The 22,435-nt window shown below is 40.6% G+C and carries 22 protein-coding genes; 11 read left to right on the plus strand and 11 right to left on the minus strand.

Features of this window, described 5'->3' with window-relative positions; translation table 11 throughout:
* Positions 1–4: 4 nt before the first annotated feature.
* From KHB02_RS00670 to KHB02_RS00680, 3 genes are read right to left on the minus strand one after another with little or no spacing between them, the layout of a single operon-like run.
* Positions 5–844 (minus strand): FAD binding domain-containing protein, encoded by an 840-nt coding sequence (locus KHB02_RS00670; protein ID WP_213140436.1) that lies wholly within the window; start codon positions 842–844, stop codon positions 5–7.
* Positions 831–3,161, minus strand: a complete 2,331-nt coding sequence (locus tag KHB02_RS00675) for a xanthine dehydrogenase family protein molybdopterin-binding subunit (RefSeq protein ID WP_213140437.1) — start codon at positions 3,159–3,161, stop codon at positions 831–833. The genes KHB02_RS00670 and KHB02_RS00675 overlap by 14 nt, the downstream gene beginning before the upstream one ends.
* 54 nt (positions 3,162–3,215) lie before the next feature.
* Complete coding sequence (locus KHB02_RS00680) at positions 3,216–4,220, minus strand: XdhC family protein (RefSeq protein ID WP_213140438.1); 1,005 nt, start codon at positions 4,218–4,220, stop codon at positions 3,216–3,218.
* Between the two features lie 190 nt (positions 4,221–4,410).
* Here KHB02_RS00680 and KHB02_RS00685 point away from each other — a divergent pair, with 190 nt between their 5' ends.
* Positions 4,411–5,733: an MFS transporter gene (locus KHB02_RS00685; RefSeq protein WP_213141272.1), complete on the plus strand. Its 1,323-nt coding sequence runs from the start codon at positions 4,411–4,413 to the stop codon at positions 5,731–5,733.
* A 37-nt stretch (positions 5,734–5,770) separates the two neighbouring features.
* Here KHB02_RS00685 and KHB02_RS00690 read toward each other — a convergent pair whose 3' ends face one another.
* Positions 5,771–5,938: a hypothetical protein gene (locus KHB02_RS00690; protein ID WP_213140439.1), complete on the minus strand. Its 168-nt coding sequence runs from the start codon at positions 5,936–5,938 to the stop codon at positions 5,771–5,773.
* 274 nt (positions 5,939–6,212) lie between these two features.
* Positions 6,213–6,992 (minus strand): C40 family peptidase, encoded by a 780-nt coding sequence (locus tag KHB02_RS00695; RefSeq protein ID WP_213140440.1) that lies wholly within the window; start codon positions 6,990–6,992, stop codon positions 6,213–6,215.
* Between the two features lie 358 nt (positions 6,993–7,350).
* On the opposite strand from KHB02_RS00695, the gene KHB02_RS00700 reads away from it, so the two are divergent.
* Positions 7,351–8,535, plus strand: coding sequence for a TIGR04053 family radical SAM/SPASM domain-containing protein (locus KHB02_RS00700; RefSeq protein ID WP_213140441.1), 1,185 nt, complete (start codon positions 7,351–7,353; stop codon positions 8,533–8,535).
* Positions 8,536–8,575: 40 nt separating this feature from the next.
* On the opposite strand, the gene KHB02_RS00705 is transcribed toward KHB02_RS00700, so the two are convergent.
* The 3 genes from KHB02_RS00705 to KHB02_RS00715 are packed head-to-tail and all read right to left on the minus strand — an operon-like array spanning position 8,576 to position 12,105.
* Positions 8,576–9,676 carry a Ger(x)C family spore germination protein gene (locus KHB02_RS00705; RefSeq protein WP_213140442.1) on the minus strand — a complete coding sequence of 367 codons (1,101 nt, stop codon included), beginning with the start codon at positions 9,674–9,676 and terminating at the stop codon, positions 8,576–8,578.
* Positions 9,673–10,749, minus strand: a complete 1,077-nt coding sequence (locus tag KHB02_RS00710; protein ID WP_213140443.1) for a GerAB/ArcD/ProY family transporter — start codon at positions 10,747–10,749, stop codon at positions 9,673–9,675. Before KHB02_RS00710 ends, KHB02_RS00705 begins: the two co-directional genes overlap by 4 nt.
* A 21-nt stretch (positions 10,750–10,770) precedes the next feature.
* Positions 10,771–12,105, minus strand: a complete 1,335-nt coding sequence (locus KHB02_RS00715) for a spore germination protein (protein ID WP_213140444.1) — start codon at positions 12,103–12,105, stop codon at positions 10,771–10,773.
* 167 nt (positions 12,106–12,272) lie between these two features.
* On the opposite strand from KHB02_RS00715, the gene corA reads away from it, so the two are divergent.
* A complete protein-coding gene (gene corA / locus KHB02_RS00720) occupies positions 12,273–13,223 on the plus strand; it encodes a magnesium/cobalt transporter CorA (protein ID WP_213140445.1) in 951 nt (316 codons plus the stop codon).
* A gap of 59 nt (positions 13,224–13,282) precedes the next feature.
* Here corA and KHB02_RS00725 read toward each other — a convergent pair whose 3' ends face one another.
* Positions 13,283–13,990, minus strand: a complete 708-nt coding sequence (locus tag KHB02_RS00725) for a DUF421 domain-containing protein (protein ID WP_213140446.1) — start codon at positions 13,988–13,990, stop codon at positions 13,283–13,285.
* Positions 13,991–14,168: 178 nt separating this feature from the next.
* Between KHB02_RS00725 and KHB02_RS00730 the strand changes: the two genes are divergently transcribed.
* The 7 genes from KHB02_RS00730 (at position 14,169) to KHB02_RS00760 (ending at position 19,947) form a co-directional block, all read left to right on the plus strand.
* Positions 14,169–15,191 (plus strand): M42 family metallopeptidase, encoded by a 1,023-nt coding sequence (locus KHB02_RS00730; protein WP_213141273.1) that lies wholly within the window; start codon positions 14,169–14,171, stop codon positions 15,189–15,191.
* Positions 15,192–15,383: 192 nt separating this feature from the next.
* Positions 15,384–15,533, plus strand: a complete 150-nt coding sequence (gene dltX / locus KHB02_RS00735) for a teichoic acid D-Ala incorporation-associated protein DltX (RefSeq protein ID WP_213140447.1) — start codon at positions 15,384–15,386, stop codon at positions 15,531–15,533.
* Positions 15,534–15,548: 15 nt separating this feature from the next.
* Entirely contained in the window at positions 15,549–17,066 is a 1,518-nt protein-coding gene (gene dltA, locus KHB02_RS00740; protein WP_213140448.1) for a D-alanine--poly(phosphoribitol) ligase subunit DltA, read from the plus strand.
* Positions 17,063–18,229, plus strand: a complete 1,167-nt coding sequence (gene dltB, locus KHB02_RS00745; RefSeq protein ID WP_213140449.1) for a D-alanyl-lipoteichoic acid biosynthesis protein DltB — start codon at positions 17,063–17,065, stop codon at positions 18,227–18,229. Before dltA ends, dltB begins: the two co-directional genes overlap by 4 nt.
* Positions 18,230–18,234: 5 nt before the next feature.
* Positions 18,235–18,471, plus strand: a complete 237-nt coding sequence (dltC, locus tag KHB02_RS00750; protein ID WP_213115992.1) for a D-alanine--poly(phosphoribitol) ligase subunit DltC — start codon at positions 18,235–18,237, stop codon at positions 18,469–18,471.
* Positions 18,468–19,664, plus strand: coding sequence for a D-alanyl-lipoteichoic acid biosynthesis protein DltD (dltD, locus tag KHB02_RS00755; RefSeq protein ID WP_213140450.1), 1,197 nt, complete (start codon positions 18,468–18,470; stop codon positions 19,662–19,664). Before dltC ends, dltD begins: the two co-directional genes overlap by 4 nt.
* 73 nt (positions 19,665–19,737) lie before the next feature.
* Positions 19,738–19,947, plus strand: a complete 210-nt coding sequence (locus KHB02_RS00760) for a twin-arginine translocase TatA/TatE family subunit (RefSeq protein ID WP_213140451.1) — start codon at positions 19,738–19,740, stop codon at positions 19,945–19,947.
* Positions 19,948–20,017: 70 nt separating this feature from the next.
* Here the strand turns inward: KHB02_RS00760 and KHB02_RS29690 are convergent, their stop codons facing one another.
* Positions 20,018–20,140 carry a hypothetical protein gene (locus tag KHB02_RS29690; protein WP_277398128.1) on the minus strand — a complete coding sequence of 41 codons (123 nt, stop codon included), beginning with the start codon at positions 20,138–20,140 and terminating at the stop codon, positions 20,018–20,020.
* A gap of 134 nt (positions 20,141–20,274) precedes the next feature.
* A complete protein-coding gene (locus tag KHB02_RS00765) occupies positions 20,275–20,835 on the minus strand; it encodes a hypothetical protein (protein ID WP_213140452.1) in 561 nt (186 codons plus the stop codon).
* Positions 20,836–21,114: 279 nt separating this feature from the next.
* On the opposite strand from KHB02_RS00765, the gene KHB02_RS00770 reads away from it, so the two are divergent.
* Positions 21,115–22,338: an NAD(P)/FAD-dependent oxidoreductase gene (locus KHB02_RS00770; RefSeq protein WP_213140453.1), complete on the plus strand. Its 1,224-nt coding sequence runs from the start codon at positions 21,115–21,117 to the stop codon at positions 22,336–22,338.
* Positions 22,339–22,435: the final 97 nt, after the last annotated feature.

Here is a 22,435-nt window from a genome sequence, read left to right on the forward strand (position 1 = left end):
CCTTTTACACTGTCATTCCATCCAAAGCTCGAAGGATATCAATAAACAAATTCTTTAATACAAATAGGCGGTATTCAGCCGATCCTTCAATATCATTTAAAATCGGCCGAGGCAAAACAGTAAGTGCTCTTTCGACTCTTGCTTCTCCCGTCACTCCCTGTCTGTTTAATGCTTCCTCCACTTCCCTTGAACGGAATGGAAACGGGCAAAGTCCGCTAATGGCGACGCGAATTTCCCTATCGATTTTAAGAGCTGCAATGGTAATCAGCGGATAGCCTGTATCCCACTGTTGACGCCGTTTTATGCTGATAAAAGGTGCCTCGACAAACCTTCTTTCAGTGGCTAATTGAACGAGAAATTCTCCTTTTTCCAACTGAAGTTCCTTGTTAAAAACATCATGAATAAATGCGGTTTTCACACCTTTAGGGCCAATAAGAACTACCTGGCTATCTGCTAATAAAAACGGCAGTACAGCCTCCCGATAAAAAATTTGTCCGCATATATTCCCTCCCACTGTTATTTTTCCACGGGCGGTGTGATCGGCAATTTCACTTGAGGTCTTTGTTAAGAGCGGGAAAGGGTTTGCCTCTTCGATATTTGTTAAAGACAGGGTACTTCCTAAAACCAAGTAATCCCCTTCCATCTCCATAACTCTACCTTCTGCTATCCCCTTAATATCAATAACAGCATCGGCATGAGCCAAATCAATTCTTCCAAGTGTAATCAGCTCCGTTCCACCGGAAAAAAACATCGGCTTCTTTCCTTGCTGTGCCAAGTATTGGTATAATTCAACAGCTTCACTGAGCGATTGCGGCCTGTAATAATCAAAATCAAATGGAAGCATTTCTTGCTGCCTCCTTTGCCTTCCATACTAATTCTGGAATGAGCGGCAAGTGGTGCAGGGATACTCCCGCCGCTAGTGACAATGCATTTCCGAGTGCTCCAGGCATCCCCATGAGCCCATGCTCTCCGACACCGCGGGCACCGTATGCGGAATCAAGGGCAGGCGTTTCTACAAAGCCAACTAAAAACTCAGGGTTTTCGCCGTAGCGAAGGGGACGATACGTACGCAGCTGAGGATTTAGAACTCTGCCAAGCTCATCAAAATAAAAGGTTTCTCTGCCGGCAAAAGCGAGCCCCATGCTCATCGCTCCCATTACCTGGCCGAGGGCTGCTTTCTCATTCATTACTTTCCCGATATCGACAACCGTACAGGCCTTAACCAGTCGGTAGGTATAATCCCGGCGGTCAAATTCAATTTCAACACCATAAGCCGCAGGCGTCCATTCCGGCCCTGGTTTTCCGGCGCCAGTCTCAGGATCTAAATGGCTAAGATGCCTTAATACAATATTGCCCTTGCCAATAATTTGTCCGCCAATGGCGTTCCCATTTGGATACAGATAGCCGTAGCCAATATCTTTGAAATGCAGTCCGATCGCAGGATCATCGCGTAAATATACCCGGCTTCCGCCCACCTCTAAATCTTGGATCGGTGCCCTTAACACGCAGGCTGCAATCTCTTTTAACTGGCGAATAACATCTTCTGCCGCCTCGAGCACCGCCCGGCCGCCCATATAGGTACCGCGGCTGGCCACCGTTTTCCAATGTTCAGGTGTAGTCTGCGTATCCACCTCCATCCGCACATGTATCTTGTCAACATCCATTTTCAACCGTTCAGCAAGAATCTGTGCGAGAACTGTTTTCGTCCCAGTGCCAATTTCAATCACACCAGACATCAAATTGATGCTCCCGTCGCGGTTAAACGTCAAAATTACCCCTGAAGGTGCATCAGGATCGATCGTTGATGTTTTCCAGCTGCAGCTTATCCCTTTTACCCTTACATACCGCTCATTTATTTCTTTTACGGGGCCTTCATTCCAATTAAACAGTTCTCTTAATTTCTCAATACATTTTCGCAGGTCCCCGACATTGCTTCTGTTCAAAAGAACCCTTGTCGGCGTTGTATCCCCTGGCTGAATGGCGTTGATATACCTGAGCTCCAGCGGGTCCATGTTTAATTTCCCGGCAAGGATATCCATGGTCCGCTCGATTGCAAAGGAAAGCTCTGAATGGCTGAAGCCCCTGAATGGTGCAGCATACGGGTGGTTTGTATACATGCAATAGGAATCGCACCAGACATTATCAAGCTTATAGGGCCCGGTACAATCTGCCGCACCTGACCTTGTCAAATCAATCGCTTTATCGGAATAGGCGCCCCCATCCCATAAGTATTGAATCTCAGCAGCCCTTAGTTTCCCGTAGCGGTCAGCACCCAATTTTACGGTGGCATCCAGGCCGATATGGCACGGGGAGGTAAGTATATCTTCTTCTCTTGTATTTAAAAGCTTAACCGGTTTACCGCCGACTTCCTTTGAGGCAAGGTAGGCAAGCACCTCGAGCTGTACAGATGCCTTCCCGCCATAGGCACCGCCGACAAACGGGGTATGAACAATAATTTTTCCCATGTCCTCCCCAAAGTAATCGGCAATTAACCGTTTTGCCATAAAGGGCGCCTGTGAAGAGGTCATAATAATAATTTGTCCATCAGGCAAAATCTCTGCGGTCGAACACCTCGTTTCCATCGCTGCGTGATCGGACGGGGCAAATGAGAAACTGGCCTCCACCACAACCTCGCTTTCCGACCACCCCTTCTCCATATTCCCCTTTCTAATTTTGATATGAGTGGCAATATTGGTCCCCGGCACTGGATGGGAATCCTCTTCTTTTTTGTATTCACCCAACCGTTCATGGACCAAGGGGGCATCGCTTCTAAAAGCTTGGGTAGGCGAATTAACAACAGGCAATGGTTCATATTGAACATGAATCAAATCTGCAGCCGTTTTCGCCTGCCCAGGAGTATCTGCCACTACGAGGGCAACCGGTTCGCCGTGGTACCTTACCTTATCAACGGCAATTGGCGGCCGGTCGCGAATGGCCTCACCCGTCAACGGATAGCGTTTTCCCGCAATAATCGCCCTAACGCCCGGGACCTGCTGGGCCTTCGAGGTATCAATGCTGACAATTTTGGCATGGCCATATGGGCTGATGACCATTTTTGCTGACAGCATCCCGCTGGTTTGATAGTCATGTGTGTATCTGGCCCGGCCCGTCACTTTATCGAATGCTTCCTTGCGAATGACACTTTTACCGACAACCTCCAACTCGGGTCCCTCCCCCAACTCTATCTTTCTTTTTCTGAGTCCGGTAAATGCCGGCTAATCAGGTATGGTCCATAAGTGCTCTACTTTTTCACAGACTGGTTTTCGCCACGCTTCAATCATTTCCGCAATGATACTAATGGCAATTTCAACTGGCCCCTTCGCCCCAATTGACAATCCGACCGGTGAATGAACCCATTCCGGAATCTTTTCTCCATTTAGGAGTCTTGCAGTTCTCTCTCTAGGTCCAAGAACCCCTAAGTATCTAATATTCTCATCTAGCAGCGGCCAGAGAATTTCCTGATCCCTTTGAAAATGATGCGTCATAATCACGACAAAATCATAGGGTGAAAAAGAGACATTCTGTAAAAGCTCCCTGGGGAACCCTATTAAAAGCTCGTCTGCTGCAGGAAAGTTTTGCTCCTGACAAAGCACTTCCCGCCAATCGCACACCGTAACGGAAAAACCGGTTTCTGCCGCCAAAGAAACGAGCGATTTTGCATCCGGCCCAGCTCCAAAAACGATTAACCTTGGCTTTGGCAGATAAATGTGCTGAAAAATGACGCCATCTGTCATCAGCCCACTCTTAGAGGCAAAATTAATAATCGGAAATGAGCTTTCCCAACAGCCAAATGCTTCACCTTTTTCAGGAACAAAAACATACTCCCCCAAATGGCCCAAACTCTTTAACCCTGCCACCTTGATATTGTTATCGAGTAATTTTTTCACCAATTTCATATCTTCTTCTAACTTTCTGTTAATCGGCTCAAGCAAAATATCAATGGTTCCGTTGCAGCCCTTTCCCCAGCCGATGTCACCCTCCTCAGTCAAATCGTACCGGACAAGCTGGGGCTCTTCGCTTTCAAGCACTTTTTTTGCCCACTCCGCTAAATCAGCTTCCACACAGCCGGCACTTACCATCCCGACCTGGGTTCCGTCGTCCATAAAAATCATTGAAGATCCTTCTCTTTTATAGGCAGATCCCTTTACATCAACGATTGTTGCCAGCACTTTTTTTCTGGGATGGTTAAGTACATTGATAGTTTGAAAAAAATCCTCCATGACTCTCCCCCGCTTCAACACGTAAAGTCCTACCCTATTTATATGGCCGGGTAGGCTATTCCTAGAATGAAAATTCATTATTTAACGGCTAGAGACAGTGGGTTAAGGAAATGCTAAAACAAAAATACGGGAATGATTCGACTTGAAACAAACACGTGCGTTGTTTATAACTGGCGTTGCCTCGGGAACTATGCTGAATCCCCTAAATTCATCAATGATCGCCCTGGCCTTACATAGCATTCAGAAGGACTTCCAACTTTCCTTTTCAACCGTTTCCTGGTTAATTACCGCCTTCTATTTATCTAGTGCTGTAGCACAGCCGGTAACAGGAAAAATCGGAGATATTTTTGGGAGAAAAAACACCTTTTTGTTTGGACTAGTCCTTGTTGCCCTTTCCGCCATTGGCGCTCCCTTCTCTTCGACCTTCCTATTATTAGTGGTAATGAGATTAGTTCAATCGATTGGCAGCAGTGCGATTTATCCATCAGGGATGGCGTTAATCAGGGAGCATATTAAAGAGCGGCAAGCATCTGCACTCGCCGTTTTGTCTATTTTCGCCTCGGCAATGGTTGCGCTCGGACCGACGATCGGCGGCTTTTTAATTGTTTGGGGAGGCTGGCCGGCGATTTTTTGGGTGAACCTGCCTTTTGTTTTCCTTAGTTTCATGCTTGGCTGGCACATGTTTCCTAAGGATGTGAAAAAGGATAAGGAAACGGTTAAAAGGTTATTTTCCAACCTTGATTTTTGGGGAATGGGTTTTTTTGCTGCAGGAATGGTATTATTTTTATGGTTCTTGCTTTCCTTTGAAAAAAGTGTCCATTATTCAGCAGGGATTGGAGGCTTACTCTTTTTTGCTTTATTTGCATGGAGAGAATTGAAGGTTAAAGAACCATTTATTGATATTCGTATTTTTAAAACAAACCCTCAACTGACTTTGGTTTACGTGCAGTTTATTTTGTTAAATATCTTTTTTTATTGCTTATTTTTCGGTCTGCCTGCTTATTTTCAGGAGGCAATGGGACTGGGCGTAGAAAAAAGCGGCATTCTTATGCTGTTTATGTCGGGAGTCAGCATTATCATTTCAACGGTTGCAGGGAAATGGGCTGATAAATCCGGTGTGTATCAGCCCATTATGGCGGGGGCATTTTTATCAATTATCGGGGCCTGCGCCTTTACATTCTTTTTTGTTGGCGCCTCCTATATCGTGATTGGGATCCTGTTATCGATTATGGGGCTAAGCTATGGTATTGGCAATGTTGTGCTTCAAGTGGCGATGTTAAAGGAAAGTCCCAGAACCATAATCGGGACTACCTCCGGATTGTTTCAAACCTGCCGTTATCTAGGCTCGATTTTTTCCACCATCATTCTTGGCCTGATATTTGGCGCTGAAGCCTCACCTGAAAAAATGAAAATCGTTGGCGGTATCATGATTATTCTCGGAACGATCAGCTTTTTAATAAGTGTATGGTTTTCTAGACAATCATTACGATTCGGCAATTTTAAACAAGTCTGAAGAAAAGGAACAAGAGCTTCTTTTGGGCTTTGTTCCTTTATTTCTTGTCCATCAACTTCTTAATTTCTTCCCTTGGACTCCAGCAATTGAATTTATAGCTAGACTTTGTCTCATATCCCAAGCGTTTGCAAAAATAAAACATTCCTTCCGCTTTTTTCTCAGCTTTAAAATGCTGACAGGTGGCGCAGCAATGATAATCTTTCATCGAATTTTACTCCTCTTGAGAAGGTTTCTTAATCTATTAATTTTTCATTCATAATTTTTTCATATTTAACCATTATGATAGTAACAGGTTCGAAAATGAACCATTCTACCTCCGCCCCCTTTTTAATAGATATTTGTTTTTGCCCGGCCTTTCTTGGCCGGGTATTTTTTTATGTATAGTATAATGGCAAAATATATTTTCATAAACGATTACTTTCTAATTTTTTAGATAAAGAAAGACCTTTATCGAAGCGAAAAGGTCTTTTCTGTCTTTATTAAAACGCTGTTCGCGCACCAAGGTAGCGAGATTTCCAGTAGGTAAGGCTCATATCGCTGATGGTGACCCCTTTTGATCCTGCATTAATAAATTTATTGTCCCCAATGTAAATACCTACATGTGTTGGACCTGGTGCATATGTTTCATAAAACACTAAATCGCCGGGTTTAGGACTTGTGATTGGAGTTAATCCGGTCCACTGTGTCGCGGCTGTACGCGGAATGGATATTCCTACTTTACCAAACACGTATTTTGTAAAACCGCTGCAATCAAATCCGGCAGGCGTATTTCCACCCCATAAATATGGTGTTCCAATCAATTTTTTCGCCTCATCGACAACCAATTGTGCTTTTGAAACTGTTGGCGCAGGTGCTGGTGCCGGAGCTGGTGTAGGAGCTGCTGCAGATCCCGGAACCCAAAGCTTTAGGACTTGTCCCACATAAATAGTGTCAGAAGTTAAATTGTTGATAGATTTAAGCTGGGCAACTGATACATTGTTGTTGACGCCGATTCGGTAAAGAGTGTCACCCTTTTGAACTGTGTATTCATGAGAATGAGGAACAATTAATGATAGTTTTTGATTTACGTAGATGGTATCGCTTTTGAGGTTATTCCATGCTTTTAAGTCCGTAACTGAAAGATTGTTTGTGTGCGAGATTCTCCAAAGGGTATCGCCAGATTGAACCGTATAGGTCATTTCGTGGGCGCTTGCGGCTCCCGCATAAGAGGATAAGAAGATGCCGGCTGCCGTGACGGCTGTCAGTAGCTGTTTTTTCATTCTTGTTGCACTCCTTCAAGATATTTGTATTTACATGGTATCGAATAGTTTAGATGGATAAAATGCCAAAGATATGGTTTACATGGAAGTCTTCTACACAATTGGAAATAAACAGGCCAAATATAACAAATGATAACTACTCTAAATTAGATTCAATCCTTGATTTTTTTACAGTTTTGCTATTTTCATATCACGATTTGTGTCATCAATGTAACAAAATTGTAATAGTTAAAAGGCATTACTAGTAATGTAGAAATATTGTAACAAAGCACCCATGCACTAGAAGACTACAATTTTATAATGAACCTATAGAACGTTTTCAAGGTTACAAAAATATCTATGAAACATGGTGATGAAAATGCAAGGATTTAGTAAGGGACATCCTCAAGAAATGGGTCACCACCCGCAAGGTAGAGGAAAATCAATTGATTATGATCAAAATCCGTTTATTGTCATTTGGGAGGTTACTAGGGCCTGCCAACTAAAGTGTGTACATTGCCGGGCAGATGCACAGCTAACACCAGACCCGCGGGAGCTCACTCACGAAGAAGGAATCAATCTCATTGACCAAATCTATAAAATGGACAACCCGATGCTTGTGTTCACCGGTGGGGATTGTATGATGAGGGAAGATTTGTTTGAATTGGCTGACTATGCTATCAAAAAAGGCATGCGTGTTTCGATGACACCGAGTGCAACACCAAATGTCACCATCGAGAAAATGAAGCGCGCCAAAGATGTCGGACTTTCGCGCTGGGGGTTCAGTCTTGATGGGCCGACACCGGAAATTCACGACCATTTTAGGGGCACTCCCGGTTCCTTTGAATTAACTCTTGAGAAAATAAAATACTTAAATGAATTACATATGCCGCTGCAAATTAACACGGTTATCTCACGATATAATTACGACCATCTAGAGCGAATGGCCGAGCTTGTCGGAGAACTTGGTGCTGTCATGTGGTATATCTTCCTGCTTGTTCCTACCGGAAGAGGACAATTGGATGCCTGCATTTCACCTGTTGAGCACGAAAAGGTTTTCCGCTGGCTCTATGATTTGAGCAAAACAGCGCCATATGATATCAAAACAACGGCTGCCCAGCATTATCGCCGGGTTGTCCTCCAGCAGAAAACACGTGATCATTTGATTGAAAAAGGGGAAATTCGCTACGAGGATTCGATTACAACCGATTTCGCCTCGATGCATGATGGGCTGAAGCGGGCGCCAAAAGGCGTCAACGATGGAAATGGGTTTGTCTTCGTTTCTCATATTGGTGATGTGATGCCAAGCGGGCTTCTGCCGATTGTCGGCGGGAACATCCGAGAGGAGCCTTTGGCAAAGATTTATCGTGAGGCAAAAGTATTTAAAGAGCTTCGCCAGCCTGATAAATATAAAGGAAAATGCGGCATATGCGAATACAATAAAATCTGCGGTGGTTCCCGCTCAAGAACATATGCTGTCACCGGAGATTATTTAGAAAGTGAGCCATTCTGCGTTTATATCCCGCAAGCGATGCGTAATAAGGAAACAACACCTGTAATTTAATGGAGTATAAAAAGGGCCTTCCATGTGGGAAAGCCCTTTTTCATTCAATTAATCCTGTATCCGTAATTTTAACCTTCGTATCTACCTTAAAGATTATTTTGGGATAAATCTTCTGCCATTCTTCCCAATCATTTTCATTAAAATGGCGGGAACGATAACGCAATCCAAAGCCAATTGGGTCAAGGCCCGACTTCTGGATTTTTACTAAAACGTCTTTTACAAATTTGTTTGATTCCTTTTCTACCTCCTTTTCATATTTGGCTAATCTGGTATTGGGAATTTTTCTACTGGTCTCCTCCACTATCCCTTTTATTTTTATATCAAATTTTATATATGGCGGTTTACCTTTTGGCGTATAAATTTTATACTTCGACTTTATTTTCTGCGTATCTATAAAAAACCTGGTTTTGCCCTTTCTTGCCCATATCGCTGATTTTTCTTCCTTATTCAAAAGGAAGTTAAGGGCTTTTGTCTCCTCAGGAGTAAGGGTGAGTTCCATATGACTTTTATTAAAAAGACCGGTCGTATTTATTTCAACAAATTCCTTTTTAGCTTCAACAATCGGCAGCATCGGGTCCAACCCCCGTTCAATCAGCCTCATCTTAAAATCAAACAGGAAATCCGGCAGAATATAAGGTGTTTCCGAGCCGTCTTTTCCCATAGCGAGAAACAAAGAGTTCGACGGAATTTGTTCTGATTTTGGTTTGACCTTTAGCACCTCAAGTGCACCAGGCTTGGCAACCGCCACCCAGGCAATCATTTGAATATCTCTTCTTCTTGACAGCCAATAGTAAATCCCGGCATTACCCTTTTGTTTCGCCAGCTTCTCACCAATCAAAATCATCTTTGCGTGACTAAAATCGATTTCCTTATCCACTTTTGTTTTAATAATTCGGACTGCATCCGACATTGAGTCCGCTTGTTCCGATACTATCGTGAATTCGTTTGGCTGTTGTTTTGACCCACTTGGAATGGCAAATTTAAGGTGGACATCATATTTCTTCGAACTGTTTTTGGCAAGATCGACCCCAATACTGACAACAAACAATCGTTTATCGATATCCTTGAACCCACACCCAGTCAAAAGTAAAGAAACGATTACAACATGGAATGCAACAGACCATTTTACAATCCACTTCATGCTAACTTCCTCCTTGCCCATAGGCTAAAAGAAATAACAATAACTACTTCCAGACCTAATCGGGCAATCATCCAATAGACCGTAATTTGATTTAAAAGGATTGTTTCAAGGAACATGACCGCAATTACTGCGCACCCACAATAGGCTGAAAGAACAATCCATTTCATCTTTTTGTTTTCCTTTTTCCTAAATGTCCCTTTAAATAATTCAAATGCGTTATGCCAATGCATCGTGATACTCATAAGCGTGATACTCATATAAAACATTAAAAATATAAAAATGACTCTCTCTATCGGACTGTATACGAGGCGCAGGGAATCTGACGTCGATATCCAGGGGTATAGATATTCCTGGGCACCGTCCGATCCATGAAACCCGATTGGAATAAAAAAAGTAGTAAACAAATTGAAAAGGCTCATAAAGAAGATGATGATAAAGTTCCAAACTTTAAGTTTTTCTTTAATTACTCGATTAAAAATAACAAGATTGGCATAACCGCTAAAAACGTAAGAAGCTGCAGCAATGGCTTTTATGCTTGGCCGATCGAACAGATGAGTGCCAACCTCAAGAATCGAATCCCAGTTTAAATAATCACTGGTGAATGCTTTAAAAACGATAAAACCGATTAACGGTGTATTCATAAACAGGATAATTTCTAAAATATACATAACTCTTTCAGTAGGAAGCTGAATAATAAATATAATCGCGATTAGATAAATCGTCAGCAGTAATAACCTTGGCATTTCCGGATTGATAAAACGGGTTAAGATATCGATAAAACCAACCAGCGTAATGAGCCCAGCAGAAAACGCGGTAAGCTGAATGCTGCCAAAATGGAGAATTGTTAACCACCGGTGCTTAAAAAATTTATCAGCGATTTCAGGGAGTCCTTGCCCTGGGAATTTCGTGATTGCCTTGCTATATAGGCAGGCAAGGGTAAAACCAATCGGAATGGCAATCAACATTCCCATTACCGCCCCTTCATACCGGTATTCGATTAAGATTTTCGGTACAAAAATGATTACGTTAATTATCATATTGATTAATATTAAATAGAGAAAATATCGGTTCAATCCCCTCCCTCCTAACCTAAGTTATTTTTTATTTGGCTTTGATTGTATTAATGTAAGAAATGGCTGGCCAAAACTATCAAGTTTAACCATATACGCGATAAACAATAAAAAGCCGATGACCACACCAACCAGCCCAAACACAGTGGCCAGTCCCAAAACGATATATTTGACAACTCTTACCGAAAAGCTAAAGGCGTTAATGGGGACAACAAAGTTGGAGATGGCAACAGTAGATACAATGATAATCATAATATTACTGACAAGCCCAGCCTCCGTAGCTGCCTGTCCTAAAATTAAACCTCCTACAGTTGTGGCTGTCGGACCAATCGCTTTCGGCAGCCGAATGCTGGCCTCCGTCAACATCTCCATCATAAACAGCATCAACAATACTTCCACGAATGAAGGATACGGAACGAGATTTCGACTCCCGGCAATCGATAAAGCCAACTGCACGCGATATATCTCCGGGTTATAACTGGTGGTCGCCACATACAGACCTGGTAAAATTATACTGACAAGAAGTCCAATATAACGCATGGTTTGCAAGAATCTTCCGACCCAATAGGTTTGATAAATATCAGCCATCGAAGCCATAAAATCCTTCATTGAAGTTGGCAAAACAACGGCAAATGGCGAACCGTGGATTAATAAAATTATTTTTCCTGTTGACAAGTTTATGGCGACCCGGTCCGGTCTTTCTGTCACCAACATGACCGGAAATAGGGAACGATTACTTTTTTTGATACTGTCAAGCAGCTGTTCCCCTGTTTGAAACATATTAATCTTGACATTACCCAAAAATTCTTTGATACGGCCTAATGTGTCCATATCAGCAAATCTAGTGTCATAAAGGAGCATCACCTTCGTTTTAGAAATGGTTCCCACTTGTGAGGATTCAACTTTCAGTGTTGCTTCCGGATAACGGTGCCGGATCAGTCCCAGATTTGTCGGTAAGCTTTCACTAAAACCGGATTGAGGCCCTTGAATCGTCGTTTCCACCGTTGTATCCTGAACGGCATTATTATGGTCAACCTTGCAGTCAAATAAAAAAATATAGTCCTGATAAAAAAGGACTGCCTCCCCCCTAAGCACGCTTTCGACCGTTTGCTCCTCGGTTTTAAATGCTGTTATTTTTGGATGGGATTGAAGATAATCCAAAAATAACTCAGCGCCTTGTATTTCAAAAAAGGGTTTAAGTACATATTGGCCCAAAACCTGTTCATCACTTATTGATTTTATATAATAGGTTTCAAGATATTTTTCCTTGGTGAAGTTTTCTTTAAAAACTACATCTTCCGCCTTTTGAATTTTGTTCATTAGACTTTTTTTGATGGATTCCACTTTAGTAGTCGGCATATGTCTCCCTCTTTAACAACTGCTTTGTACGTTACTGTCCCACAATGGCTGGTATTTTATTCTAAAAAGAGAGGGTACTTATGGGTGATGCTTTATGGTTTTTCGTTGTAATTAGTGGTATTATCGTAATAGTTTTTAAACATTTGTGCGCTTTTTAAGGAGTCTTTATGATAAGAACCATTGCTATAAAAAACAATAAGGAAATCGTCAAAGACGTGGATATCATTCACTTGGTGAAGGGAAATTTTAAGTGGTACTGGATTGATTTTAATCAGCCGACTGAAGAGGAAATCGAATTCCTGAGGGACCCACTATCTTTTCATCCATTGGCGATTGAGGATTGTATTCATCATTTACAAAGGCCAAAATTAGATTATTATGACAACTATACTTTTTTTGTCACTCAATCCTTAAACCAGGAAACGATTTCAAAAGAAGAGGTGGATTTCTTTCTTAGCGGGAACTATATTGTTACATTTCATTACAGCCCCTCGATGGAAATTAATGAAGTATGGAACCGTTTAAGTCAATCTCCAAATATTCAAAAATGGGATCCCTCCCACGTCCTTTATAATATTATCGATAAAATGGTGGACAACTATTTTCCTCCAATTTATAAGATTGAAGACCGCTTAAGTGAGATTGATGAGAATTCAACAGGCAGATCAATGGAGGTGTTGTTGGAGGATTTGTTTGATACTCGGCATCAGCTTCTATCGTTACGACATACAATTACACCGATGCGCGACCTAATCTATCGAATGTTAAACTCGCAGCGGATGACGGAAATGCAAGGGAAAATGGTTTACTTTTCCGATATCCATGACCATTTATTAAAATTAACAGAAATGATTGAAGCAAACAGGGAGTTAACGACGGATATCCGGGACAGCTATATATCCATCAACTCCCACCAGACAAATCACGTAATGAAGGTCTTGACTGTCATTACAACCATTTTCATGCCACTGACTTTTATTGCCGGCCTCTATGGAATGAACTTTCATTATATGCCAGAGCTTAATTGGAAATATGGTTATTTTGCTGTCCTTTTTCTGATGTTCCTAGTCGGGCTTTGGATGTTCTTATGGTTTAAGAAAAAAGGATGGTTTAAGTAAATAAAGAGGTGTCCTTCATACTTTTGGGACACCCTCTTTAAATCTCCATATGATATCATTTAACTATCTTCTCCCGGATTGTAATAGTAAGGATCCCCCTTATGTTTCTTTATTACATCATTATCAATAAATAACTTCCCGTTTTCTAAATAAGTGGCTAATATGATGTTCTCCACTTTTTCACCTGTTTTTTCTACCTCGTTCATCAGCCAGCCTTGTTCTAGTTGGAGATATTTTAGATTATGATAAATAATTTGCCCGTCCATAATTAGTGGTATTGGGACATACTCCTTCTTCACCTTTAAATTTAAATCATTCGGCTGAATTGGCCGGTATTCTGATTTGGGTATCACACTAATGCTGCCCGTTTCCTCCATTACAGCAAGATCAATATTTTGCGTATCTGTATACCCTTGCACCCTTAAATGTGATAATAATTCGTTCATCGGCATACGCACCTTTTTCAGTCCTGTTCGATCAATATCACCATTACGAATTAACACGGTGGGACTTTCGTAGATGATCCATCTTAATTTATTATTTAGGGATAAACGGATCAAAATTTTATATAAAATAACTAAAATGGCTCCATAAATTATTGCTTTACCTAAATCATTTACTTCAACGGGAGTACTGATAATATTGGTCAGGACAAAGATATACAGTAAATCAAATGTATGCATTTGCGATACGGCCTTTTTACCTGTCATCCTCAAAAATACATATCCTGCTAAAAAAACAATAATTGTACGGTAGATTAATTCCAAAATATATCTCCCCTAGCAATAGTAAAACGACCATTTGACTCGATGTTAGTATTAGATTTTTTTTTGCATCTAAACCAGAAGCATTTTTATTAACATAGAAATTTAGATGTATAATAAAAAGGATCGCTATTATAGAGAGGAGAAAGTAATTGTGGCATATCCAAACACGGAAGATATAATGAAGGTATTAACAGAGTTAGTCTCCATTCCAAGCCCATCCGGCAATACGAATGAAGTGATTACCTTTGTTGAGAAATTCTTTGCTGAACTGCAGATTGAAACGAAGAGAAATCGTAAAGGCGGTCTTATTGCAACATTGGAAGGCAAAGACAAAAGCCAGCACAGGATGCTGACCGCGCATGTGGATACACTCGGTGCCATGGTAAAGGAAATAAAATCTAATGGCAGACTGAAAATTGACCTGATTGGCGGATTTAAGTACAACTCGGTCGAAGGTGAATACTGCCAAATTGAAACATCTAGCGGCAAGAAATTCACTGGGACCATCCTGATGCATCAAACATCCGTCCACGTTTACAAAGATGCCGGAAAAGCGGAACGGAATCAGGAGAATATGGAAATTCGAATTGATGAGAAAGTACATACAGCAGAAGAAGTCCGCTCGCTTGGAATTGAAGTAGGAGATTTTGTTTCCTTTGACCCGCGCGTTGAGGTGACACCGAGCGGATATATCAAGTCGCGCCACTTGGATGATAAAGCGAGCGTGGCTGTTCTCCTGCAATTAATTAAACAAATTAAAACGGAGAATATCATTTTACCTTACACCACACATTACCTCATTTCGAATAATGAAGAAATTGGCTATGGCGGTAATTCCAATATAACACCGGAAACGGTTGAATACTTAGCGGTTGATATGGGGGCAATGGGAGACGGACAGTCAACCGATGAATACACGGTTTCGATCTGTGTGAAGGATTCAAGCGGCCCATATCATTACGGCTTACGAAAACATTTAGTGCAGCTTGCAGAAGCTAACAATATCGGTTATAAGCTTGATATTTATCCGCACTATGGCTCAGATGCCTCCGCTGCCATCCGTTCCGGACACGATATTGTCCATGGATTAATCGGCCCCGGCATCGATTCATCACACGCGTTTGAACGAACCCACAAATCGTCGCTAGAAAATACAGCCAAGCTTTTGTATCATTACGTTCAATCGGAGCTAATTTTATAAAACCTTCTTAATAAAAAAGACCAATTGGTGCCCCGATTGGTCTTTTTGCCGCTTAGTTTCTTAATAAAATTTAATAATTTATTAAGTTTTTATTTATTGAGGCAGGACAAAAAGCTATTTATGATTAGTTAGTAGATTAAAAAAATGGTTCATTTTAACTACATCAAAACAACAATACTGGAGGATTCACCAATGTTTGCTAGGTTAAAAGTTTTCTTTGCCAATCAAAAGATAAAATGGTTTGGCAGATTTTTTTATTACTTGCTTATCCTCCTTCTATTATTCTTCATGTATGGCTTCAACGACGCAAGCGCAGGTGCTTATATTTATAACGATTTTTAACGGGAGGCATCCAAGATGAAAATGTTATCAACCATTCAGAGCTTTGCAATTTCAAATCCAAATACATTGGCATATATCTCTCCCACTGAAGAAATCACTTATGGTGAGTTATGGAGACAATCTGAACAAGTAGGAGCATATCTTCTTAACGAAATGAACGAAAGAAAAACTCCTGTGATTGTTTACGGCCATATGGATGCTTCCATGATTAGTTCCTTTTTGGGCTGCGTAAAAGCAGGATTAGCCTATATCCCTGTTGATACCTCCATTCCAATCGAAAGAATCATGACGATCATCAGCCGTTCCCATGCGGAATTCGTAATCAATACAACTGGGCTGGACCTTGATTTTGAAAATTTTCCTGTCACGACTGTTAATTTTGAAAAAATCATGGCTGAACAGATAACAACTGCCCCAATTCATGTTGAAAATTGGGTTGACGGTGACGAAAACTATTACATTATTTATACATCGGGCAGTACGGGCAATCCAAAAGGTGTGCAGATTTCTGCCAATAACCTGCAAAGCTTTGTCGATTGGATGTTGAACGACTTTCCAATCACAAGAAATCAGCGGTTTTTAAACCAGGCTCCCTACTCTTTTGATCTTTCTGTAATGGACCTATATCCAGCGCTAGCAAGCGGTGGGACCATTTTCGCGATTACAAAAGAGTTGATTGCCAAGCCAAAGCTGCTATTTGAAGCATTAGCAAAATCAAAAACAGAGGTCTGGACCTCGACACCATCTTTCGTGCAAATGTGCTTAATGGATCCATCCTTTAACCAAGAGCTTTTACCGGAACTGCAGATATTCTTATTTTGCGGTGAGATCTTGCCGGCAACGATTTGCCAGCAGTTAATGGAACGATTCCCTAAAGCTAGGATTTATAATACCTACGGGCCTACTGAAGCAACGGTTGCGGTCACTTCCGTTGAGGTAACTGCAGAATTGCTTGAAGCAAATCCCAATCTGCCAATCGGAAAACCTAAAGCAGATACCCAGATTTTCATTGTCGATGAAAACGGCACCCTCGTCTCACCGGGAGAAAAAGGTGAGATGATTATTATCGGTCCAAGTGTAAGTAAAGGCTATCTTGGAGAAAAAGAGCTGACTGAAAAAGCATTTCTTCGAATCGATGATAAACAGGCCTATCGAACAGGTGACGCTGCCTTTATCGACGAAAAAGGTTTTATTTTCTACAAAGGCAGAATGGATTTTCAAATCAAACTGCATGGCTATCGGATGGAATTAGAGGAAATTGAACATCATATTGCCAATTCCAAGTATGTGAAATCAGCTGCGGTAGTTCCTGTTTATCAAAATGACAAAATAGATTATTTACTCGCAGCCATCATTCCTAATGACCATGATTTTGAAAAAGAATTTCAGTTGACCAGTGCAATCAAAAAAGAACTCGGTGAGGTATTGCCAGCCTATATGATCCCAAGAAAGTTTTCTTATTTTGAAGAATTGCCAATGACAGCAAATGGAAAAATGGATCGCAAAAAATTTAAGGAATTGGTATTGCAATGACACCATATGGTTCTTTTACATTCTTTATCATCCTTGCTGTACTTTTAGCGCCGACTGCTGTTCTGGGACTTATGGGAAAAAGATTTCACACTTACAATATGGTTATAACGGTTGTTGCACTAGGGTTAATCTTTGCTTCATCCCTTAAGCAGGCTGCGGCCTTAAGTCTATTTACCGTTTGGCAGGTAATATTAATACAGTCATATATTTCGTACCGAAAAAACAGCAATAGCAATGGCGTCTTTTACGGGGCCGTGATCCTATCAATTTTACCGCTTGTTCTTTCCAAGCTGCTGCCCTATTTTTCGGATGTTAATTTCATCGGTTTTCTAGGTATTTCCTATTTAACGTTTAAGGGCACACAATTAGTGATGGAAACAAGGGATGGACTAATCAAGAAAAACCCTCCCCTTTCCCGCCTGCTCTATTTTATCTTGTTTTTCCCGACTATTTCATCAGGCCCGATTGACCGCTATCGTCGATTTGAAAAGGATATGGCTCTTGAAATGCCAGGGGAACAATATAAATTGTTACTATATGAAGGAATCAATAAAATTTTTCGTGGTTTCCTATATAAATACATTATCGGCTACTCTATTAATCACTATTTTATAGCCAATCTGAGATTTATTGCTCACAGTCATCTTGAGAATCATCTTTATTATATGTATGCCTACAGCCTTTACCTATTTTTTGATTTTGCCGGTTATAGTGCGTTTGCAGTTGGTGTCAGCTATATTATGGGGATTAAATCGCCGGAAAACTTTAATAAGCCATTTATCAGCCGTAATATAAAAGATTTCTGGAACCGCTGGCATATGAGCCTTTCTTTTTGGTTTAGGGACTATGTCTATATGAGATTTGTCTTTTGGATGACTAAGAAGAAGTGGACAAAAAACAGAAACCTGCTCTCAAATCTTGGCTACATTCTGCTGTTTTTATTAATGGGAGTCTGGCACGGCCTTGAGATGCAATATATCATTTATGGGATTTACCACGCTGTATTAATGGTAGCCTATAATTCATTTGAGCAGTTGAATAAAAAGCATAAATGGTGGCCGCAAAATAAATGGACAAATGCCATCTCAATTGTGATTACCTTCCATTTCATTTGCTTTGGTTTTTATATTTTCTCTGGACAATTATTTCATAAAGGAGCTTGATTAAGATGGAATTCAAAAATGAAGTGATTTCTTTGTTGGCAGAAATTTGTCAGGACGATATTGTGAAGGAAAATCCGGATATTGATTTATTTGATGCCGGTTTATTAGATTCATTCGGAACAGTCGAACTGCTTGTCCAAGCCGAGGAACGTTTCGGTATTACTGTTCCGATTACAGAATTTGATCGTGAAACATGGAATACACCAAATCAAATTGCCATTCAGCTGGCTGATTTAAAATGAAAAAAGCCTTATTTTCTCCCATCCTCATAGCCTTTCTTGGATTGGTTATGATCATTGGGATACCCAATAATTGGATTATCAATATGATTCCCAAAAACAGGGTAGCACAAGCTGCAACAGAATTAAACCCATTTATGTTTCAAGGTAAGTATATTCAAGATAAGATGCTTGAAGATCCTCGTTATTTACCTATTTATGGGTCTTCTGAGCTTGCAAGGCTGGACCGTTTCCATCCAAATAATTATTTTCAAGAAACCGGGGCAGATTTTACCCCTTTTCTTGTTGGCCGGGGAGGAATGGAATCATTAATCCATTTTCTTAATTTTTCAGAACATGCCCAGCAGCTGAAAGGCAAGAAGTTAGTTTTTGTTCTATCGCCACAATGGTTTCAGCCTGAAGGCACAGACGAAACCCATTTTGTTCCAAACTATTCCTCTTTACAGGGATATGATTTAGCCTTTAACAAAAATATCAATCCAGACCTTAAGAAAAAGGCAATGAAACGTCTTTTACAGTTCTCGCCTGTACAAAACGATCCGATTCTTTCTACTATGTACCGGGCGGAATTGACAAAAGATCCGTGGATTAAACGAGAAAGTTATCTGGTGCGTCCGATTGCGTTCACTTATCGGGAGTTATTGGAGAAGAAAGACCTTTATTATACGTTAGCGGGTGGGTTTTCAAGCAAACGGGACATTAGCCCATCGGTTAAAAATAAATCATGGACTGAATTAGCGGAACAGGCAGACCGATATGGTGAGAAAAGAGCAACGAATAATGCCTTCTATATTAGTAACTATCAGTATGATAAAATTCGAAAATTATTGCCTTCATTAAAAAACTCAAAAACAGGTGCTTCTTATGGCGAATCACCTGAATACGATGATTTTGAACTTGTTCTTGATCTTTTAAAGGATTCAGGAGCAGAACCATTATTTATATCTGTTCCGGTCAATGGTAAATGGTATGACTATACTGATTTCCCTCAAGAGGGTCGAACCGCCTACTACGATCGTATTAAGAAGCAAATTGAGGCGAACGACTTTCGGGTTGCCGATTTCTCCAATCATGAATACGACCCCTACTTTATGAAGGATACTATTCATATAGGCTGGAAAGGCTGGGTTTATGTTGATAAAGCCATAAAAGATTTCTATGATGGACATGAAAATACATCGGTAGCCTTGGAATAGACAGTGCTAGAATAATGGCGGATAAATCTGTATAATATATCTGAACAAATAATCATCGCTAGGAGATGAAGGAATGTTTTCCAACATTGGAGTACCCGGATTAATTTTGATCTTAATTGTTGCGTTAGTTATTTTTGGTCCAAATAAACTGCCGGAAATTGGCCGTGCCTTTGGTAAGTCCATCCGTGAATTTAAAAATGCCACCAGCGGAATTGCTGAAGATATTAAGGCGGAAATACATGAAGACATTAAAGAGGCGAAAAAAGTCGACATTACAAAATAATCCTAAAAACAAGGCTGTCTCAAAACACAAGGGCTTGACCCGTGTTGAGGCAGCCCTTTTTACTTTGTCATTATCTTCTTGATTTTGCCAGTCCCTGAAGTTGATTCATGAGTTTTTTACGGGACTTGTCATTCCGCATTAAATACGCTGCCCCTAATGCTACGGTTGTCATCATTAATTTTTTTCGATCCATACCCATACCTCCCTTTCATGTCTCCCTTTTAAAATTCCCCTTTGACAGTCTTTTAATAATGTAATTTTTATATTGTATAAACACCCAATAGAAAAAGCCAACTACAAATAATTGGCTTTTTCTTTAAGATTTTTTTATTCACCGAGTTTTTCTTTGAGCTTCGCATTATGTTCCTTAAATTGTAATAATAATTGATTAAGGGTTTCTGCTGCCTTTTTCGAATCGTTCTTCTCTACCGCAAGACTAAGGTCATGAAATGTTTTCCATTTCATCATATCTTTTTCACCATGAGCCTTTTTGATAAATTCTTCTTTGGTAATTTTCCCTTCATCTAATTGTTTCTTAAGCTCAGTCATTTTTTGCATTTTCTCTTTCTTCCATTGCTCCCGTTTTCCGGCATTTTCCGGACTCATCCATTTGGTGCGAAGAGCATTTCTCTCCTTCAGAACAGCCTCCCATTCTTTTTTCTTATCTGGAGTATACTTCTCTACCGATGATAAAAGCTGCTTCTGCCGTTCTGCCATTTCAGCCTGCCAGTCACGATGCATCCCATGTTCATGCTTAGTCTCTTCCGCTTCGCAGTCACATGGTTTTTCAAGCTGTTTCCCAGTGGTGTCAGGCACCATATTCGCGTTCCCAAGACCAGGTACCGCCAAGAACAGTCCTAATAATAAACAAACTATTTTACTTTTCATAAAAATCTCCTTTCAAAATCTTTTATATTGTTTCGAAACCAATAAATGTAATTTGGCACGAATTTATAATGCCCAATTTATGAAAAAAAATTTACCATTTTGACAAAATTTTAGTGATTATTAGCTTGTACTCTTTTACAAAATATCGTACTCTAAATACATAAATCACTTGTGAATATCTTCACATATAAAAAATAATAAAACAAGGTTTGCCTTATTTTTTAAAAATTACATGTGAAACATTTCACAAATCAGACATTTACTGGGAGCGGATGACATATGACAAAACCAAAAATTGTGATTCTCGGTGCTGGATACGGGGGCATTATTACAAGCAAACGACTGGAGAAGTTGTTAAAAGACGGGGAAGCAGACATAACCCTTATTAATAAACACGATTATCATTACATAACCACCCAGCTCCACAAAATTGGCGTTGGTACGGCGGCAGATCGGCAATTTGCCATTTCCATTCCGGATTTAGTTGACTCCAACAAAACCCGATTTATTAAAGGTGCAGTATCCACTGTCGATATCCAAAACCAGTTAGTTCACCTAGATGGCGGGGATACCATCGAATACGACTATTTAGTGACGGCATTGGGCTTTGAAGTAGAAACATTTGGGATTCCAGGCATTAAAGAAAATGCCTTGGCAATCCGCAGCTTTAGAAGCTCAAAAGCAATTTATCATCATATCACAAAGCAGTTGAACCTCTATAAAGAGGACCAAGACCCTTCTCGGTTAACCTTTGTGGTTGCTGGCGGAGGATTTACCGGGATTGAGATGCTAGGAGAATTAGCTGAGGGACTTCCAAATCTTTGCAGACAACACAATATTCCATTTGAAAAAGTAAAAATTATTGCCGTGGAAGCGGCTCAATCTGTTATTCCCTTCTTTCCAAAACAATCAATAAAGTATGCAACTGAAACATTAGAGAAATTTAATGTTGAATTAATGACTTCGAAGAAGATATTGGAATGCACTCCAGAAAAACTATTGTTAGAATCCGATTTGGAAATTCCTGCTCGAACTATCATATGGTCCTGTGGCGTAAAGGCAAATTCCATTGTCGAAAAATTTGGATTGCCGCTTGAAAAAGGAAAGATTCCTGTTGATTCGTACCTTAGGGTAAAAAATATCACAAACGTCTTCAGCGTTGGGGATTGCTCACTATTCATGAAGGATGAAAAAAGCTATTTACCCCCTACTGCGCAGGTTGCCCTCCAGCAAGCACCTGTTTGTGCACAGAACATTGTGTCTACACTCCGCGGCAATGAATTGAAGGTGTTTGAATACCATCATAAAGGGTCAGTTGCTTCCATTGGCAATTTTGCCGCAGTTGGCTTAGTCGGTCGCTTCCGCCTTTCCGGTTTATTTGGCGCCTTCATGAAACAAGTGATTGAAGCACGATATTTGTTCAATCTCGGCGGACCTGCATTAATCCTAAAGCAGCACTTTAGAATCGACCGCGATCCTGTCAAAATCACTGCAAAACAATAACCTTATGATTAAAGACGCAGCCAACTTACCTGTCTCGATTGATCAAAAAGACAGAATCTCATCAGATATAGAAAACAGCCCGCTTGTGACAGCGGGC

Origin of the sequence: Neobacillus citreus (genome assembly GCF_018343545.2) — a bacterium.
In the GTDB taxonomy this organism is placed as follows: domain Bacteria; phylum Bacillota; class Bacilli; order Bacillales; family Cytobacillaceae; genus Neobacillus; species Neobacillus citreus.

Excerpts from the sequence above, each read along its gene's own strand:
- KHB02_RS00670 (WP_213140436.1), bottom strand. The coding sequence starts at position 844 with ATGCTTCCATTTGATTTTGATTATTACAGGCCGCAATCGCTCAGTGAA.
- KHB02_RS00680 (WP_213140438.1), bottom strand. The coding sequence starts at position 4,220 with ATGGAGGATTTTTTTCAAACTATCAATGTACTTAACCATCCCAGAAAA.
- KHB02_RS00685 (WP_213141272.1), top strand. The coding sequence starts at position 4,411 with ATGCTGAATCCCCTAAATTCATCAATGATCGCCCTGGCCTTACATAGC.
- KHB02_RS00690 (WP_213140439.1), bottom strand. The coding sequence starts at position 5,938 with ATGAAAGATTATCATTGCTGCGCCACCTGTCAGCATTTTAAAGCTGAG.
- KHB02_RS00695 (WP_213140440.1), bottom strand. The coding sequence starts at position 6,992 with ATGAAAAAACAGCTACTGACAGCCGTCACGGCAGCCGGCATCTTCTTA.
- KHB02_RS00700 (WP_213140441.1), top strand. The coding sequence starts at position 7,351 with ATGCAAGGATTTAGTAAGGGACATCCTCAAGAAATGGGTCACCACCCG.
- KHB02_RS00705 (WP_213140442.1), bottom strand. The coding sequence starts at position 9,676 with ATGAAGTGGATTGTAAAATGGTCTGTTGCATTCCATGTTGTAATCGTT.
- KHB02_RS00715 (WP_213140444.1), bottom strand. The coding sequence starts at position 12,105 with ATGCCGACTACTAAAGTGGAATCCATCAAAAAAAGTCTAATGAACAAA.
- corA (WP_213140445.1), top strand. The coding sequence starts at position 12,273 with ATGATAAGAACCATTGCTATAAAAAACAATAAGGAAATCGTCAAAGAC.
- KHB02_RS00730 (WP_213141273.1), top strand. The coding sequence starts at position 14,169 with ATGAAGGTATTAACAGAGTTAGTCTCCATTCCAAGCCCATCCGGCAAT.
- dltX (WP_213140447.1), top strand. The coding sequence starts at position 15,384 with ATGTTTGCTAGGTTAAAAGTTTTCTTTGCCAATCAAAAGATAAAATGG.
- dltA (WP_213140448.1), top strand. The coding sequence starts at position 15,549 with ATGAAAATGTTATCAACCATTCAGAGCTTTGCAATTTCAAATCCAAAT.
- dltB (WP_213140449.1), top strand. The coding sequence starts at position 17,063 with ATGACACCATATGGTTCTTTTACATTCTTTATCATCCTTGCTGTACTT.
- dltC (WP_213115992.1), top strand. The coding sequence starts at position 18,235 with ATGGAATTCAAAAATGAAGTGATTTCTTTGTTGGCAGAAATTTGTCAG.
- dltD (WP_213140450.1), top strand. The coding sequence starts at position 18,468 with ATGAAAAAAGCCTTATTTTCTCCCATCCTCATAGCCTTTCTTGGATTG.
- KHB02_RS00760 (WP_213140451.1), top strand. The coding sequence starts at position 19,738 with ATGTTTTCCAACATTGGAGTACCCGGATTAATTTTGATCTTAATTGTT.
- KHB02_RS29690 (WP_277398128.1), bottom strand. The coding sequence starts at position 20,140 with ATGGATCGAAAAAAATTAATGATGACAACCGTAGCATTAGGGGCAGCG.
- KHB02_RS00765 (WP_213140452.1), bottom strand. The coding sequence starts at position 20,835 with ATGAAAAGTAAAATAGTTTGTTTATTATTAGGACTGTTCTTGGCGGTA.
- KHB02_RS00770 (WP_213140453.1), top strand. The coding sequence starts at position 21,115 with ATGACAAAACCAAAAATTGTGATTCTCGGTGCTGGATACGGGGGCATT.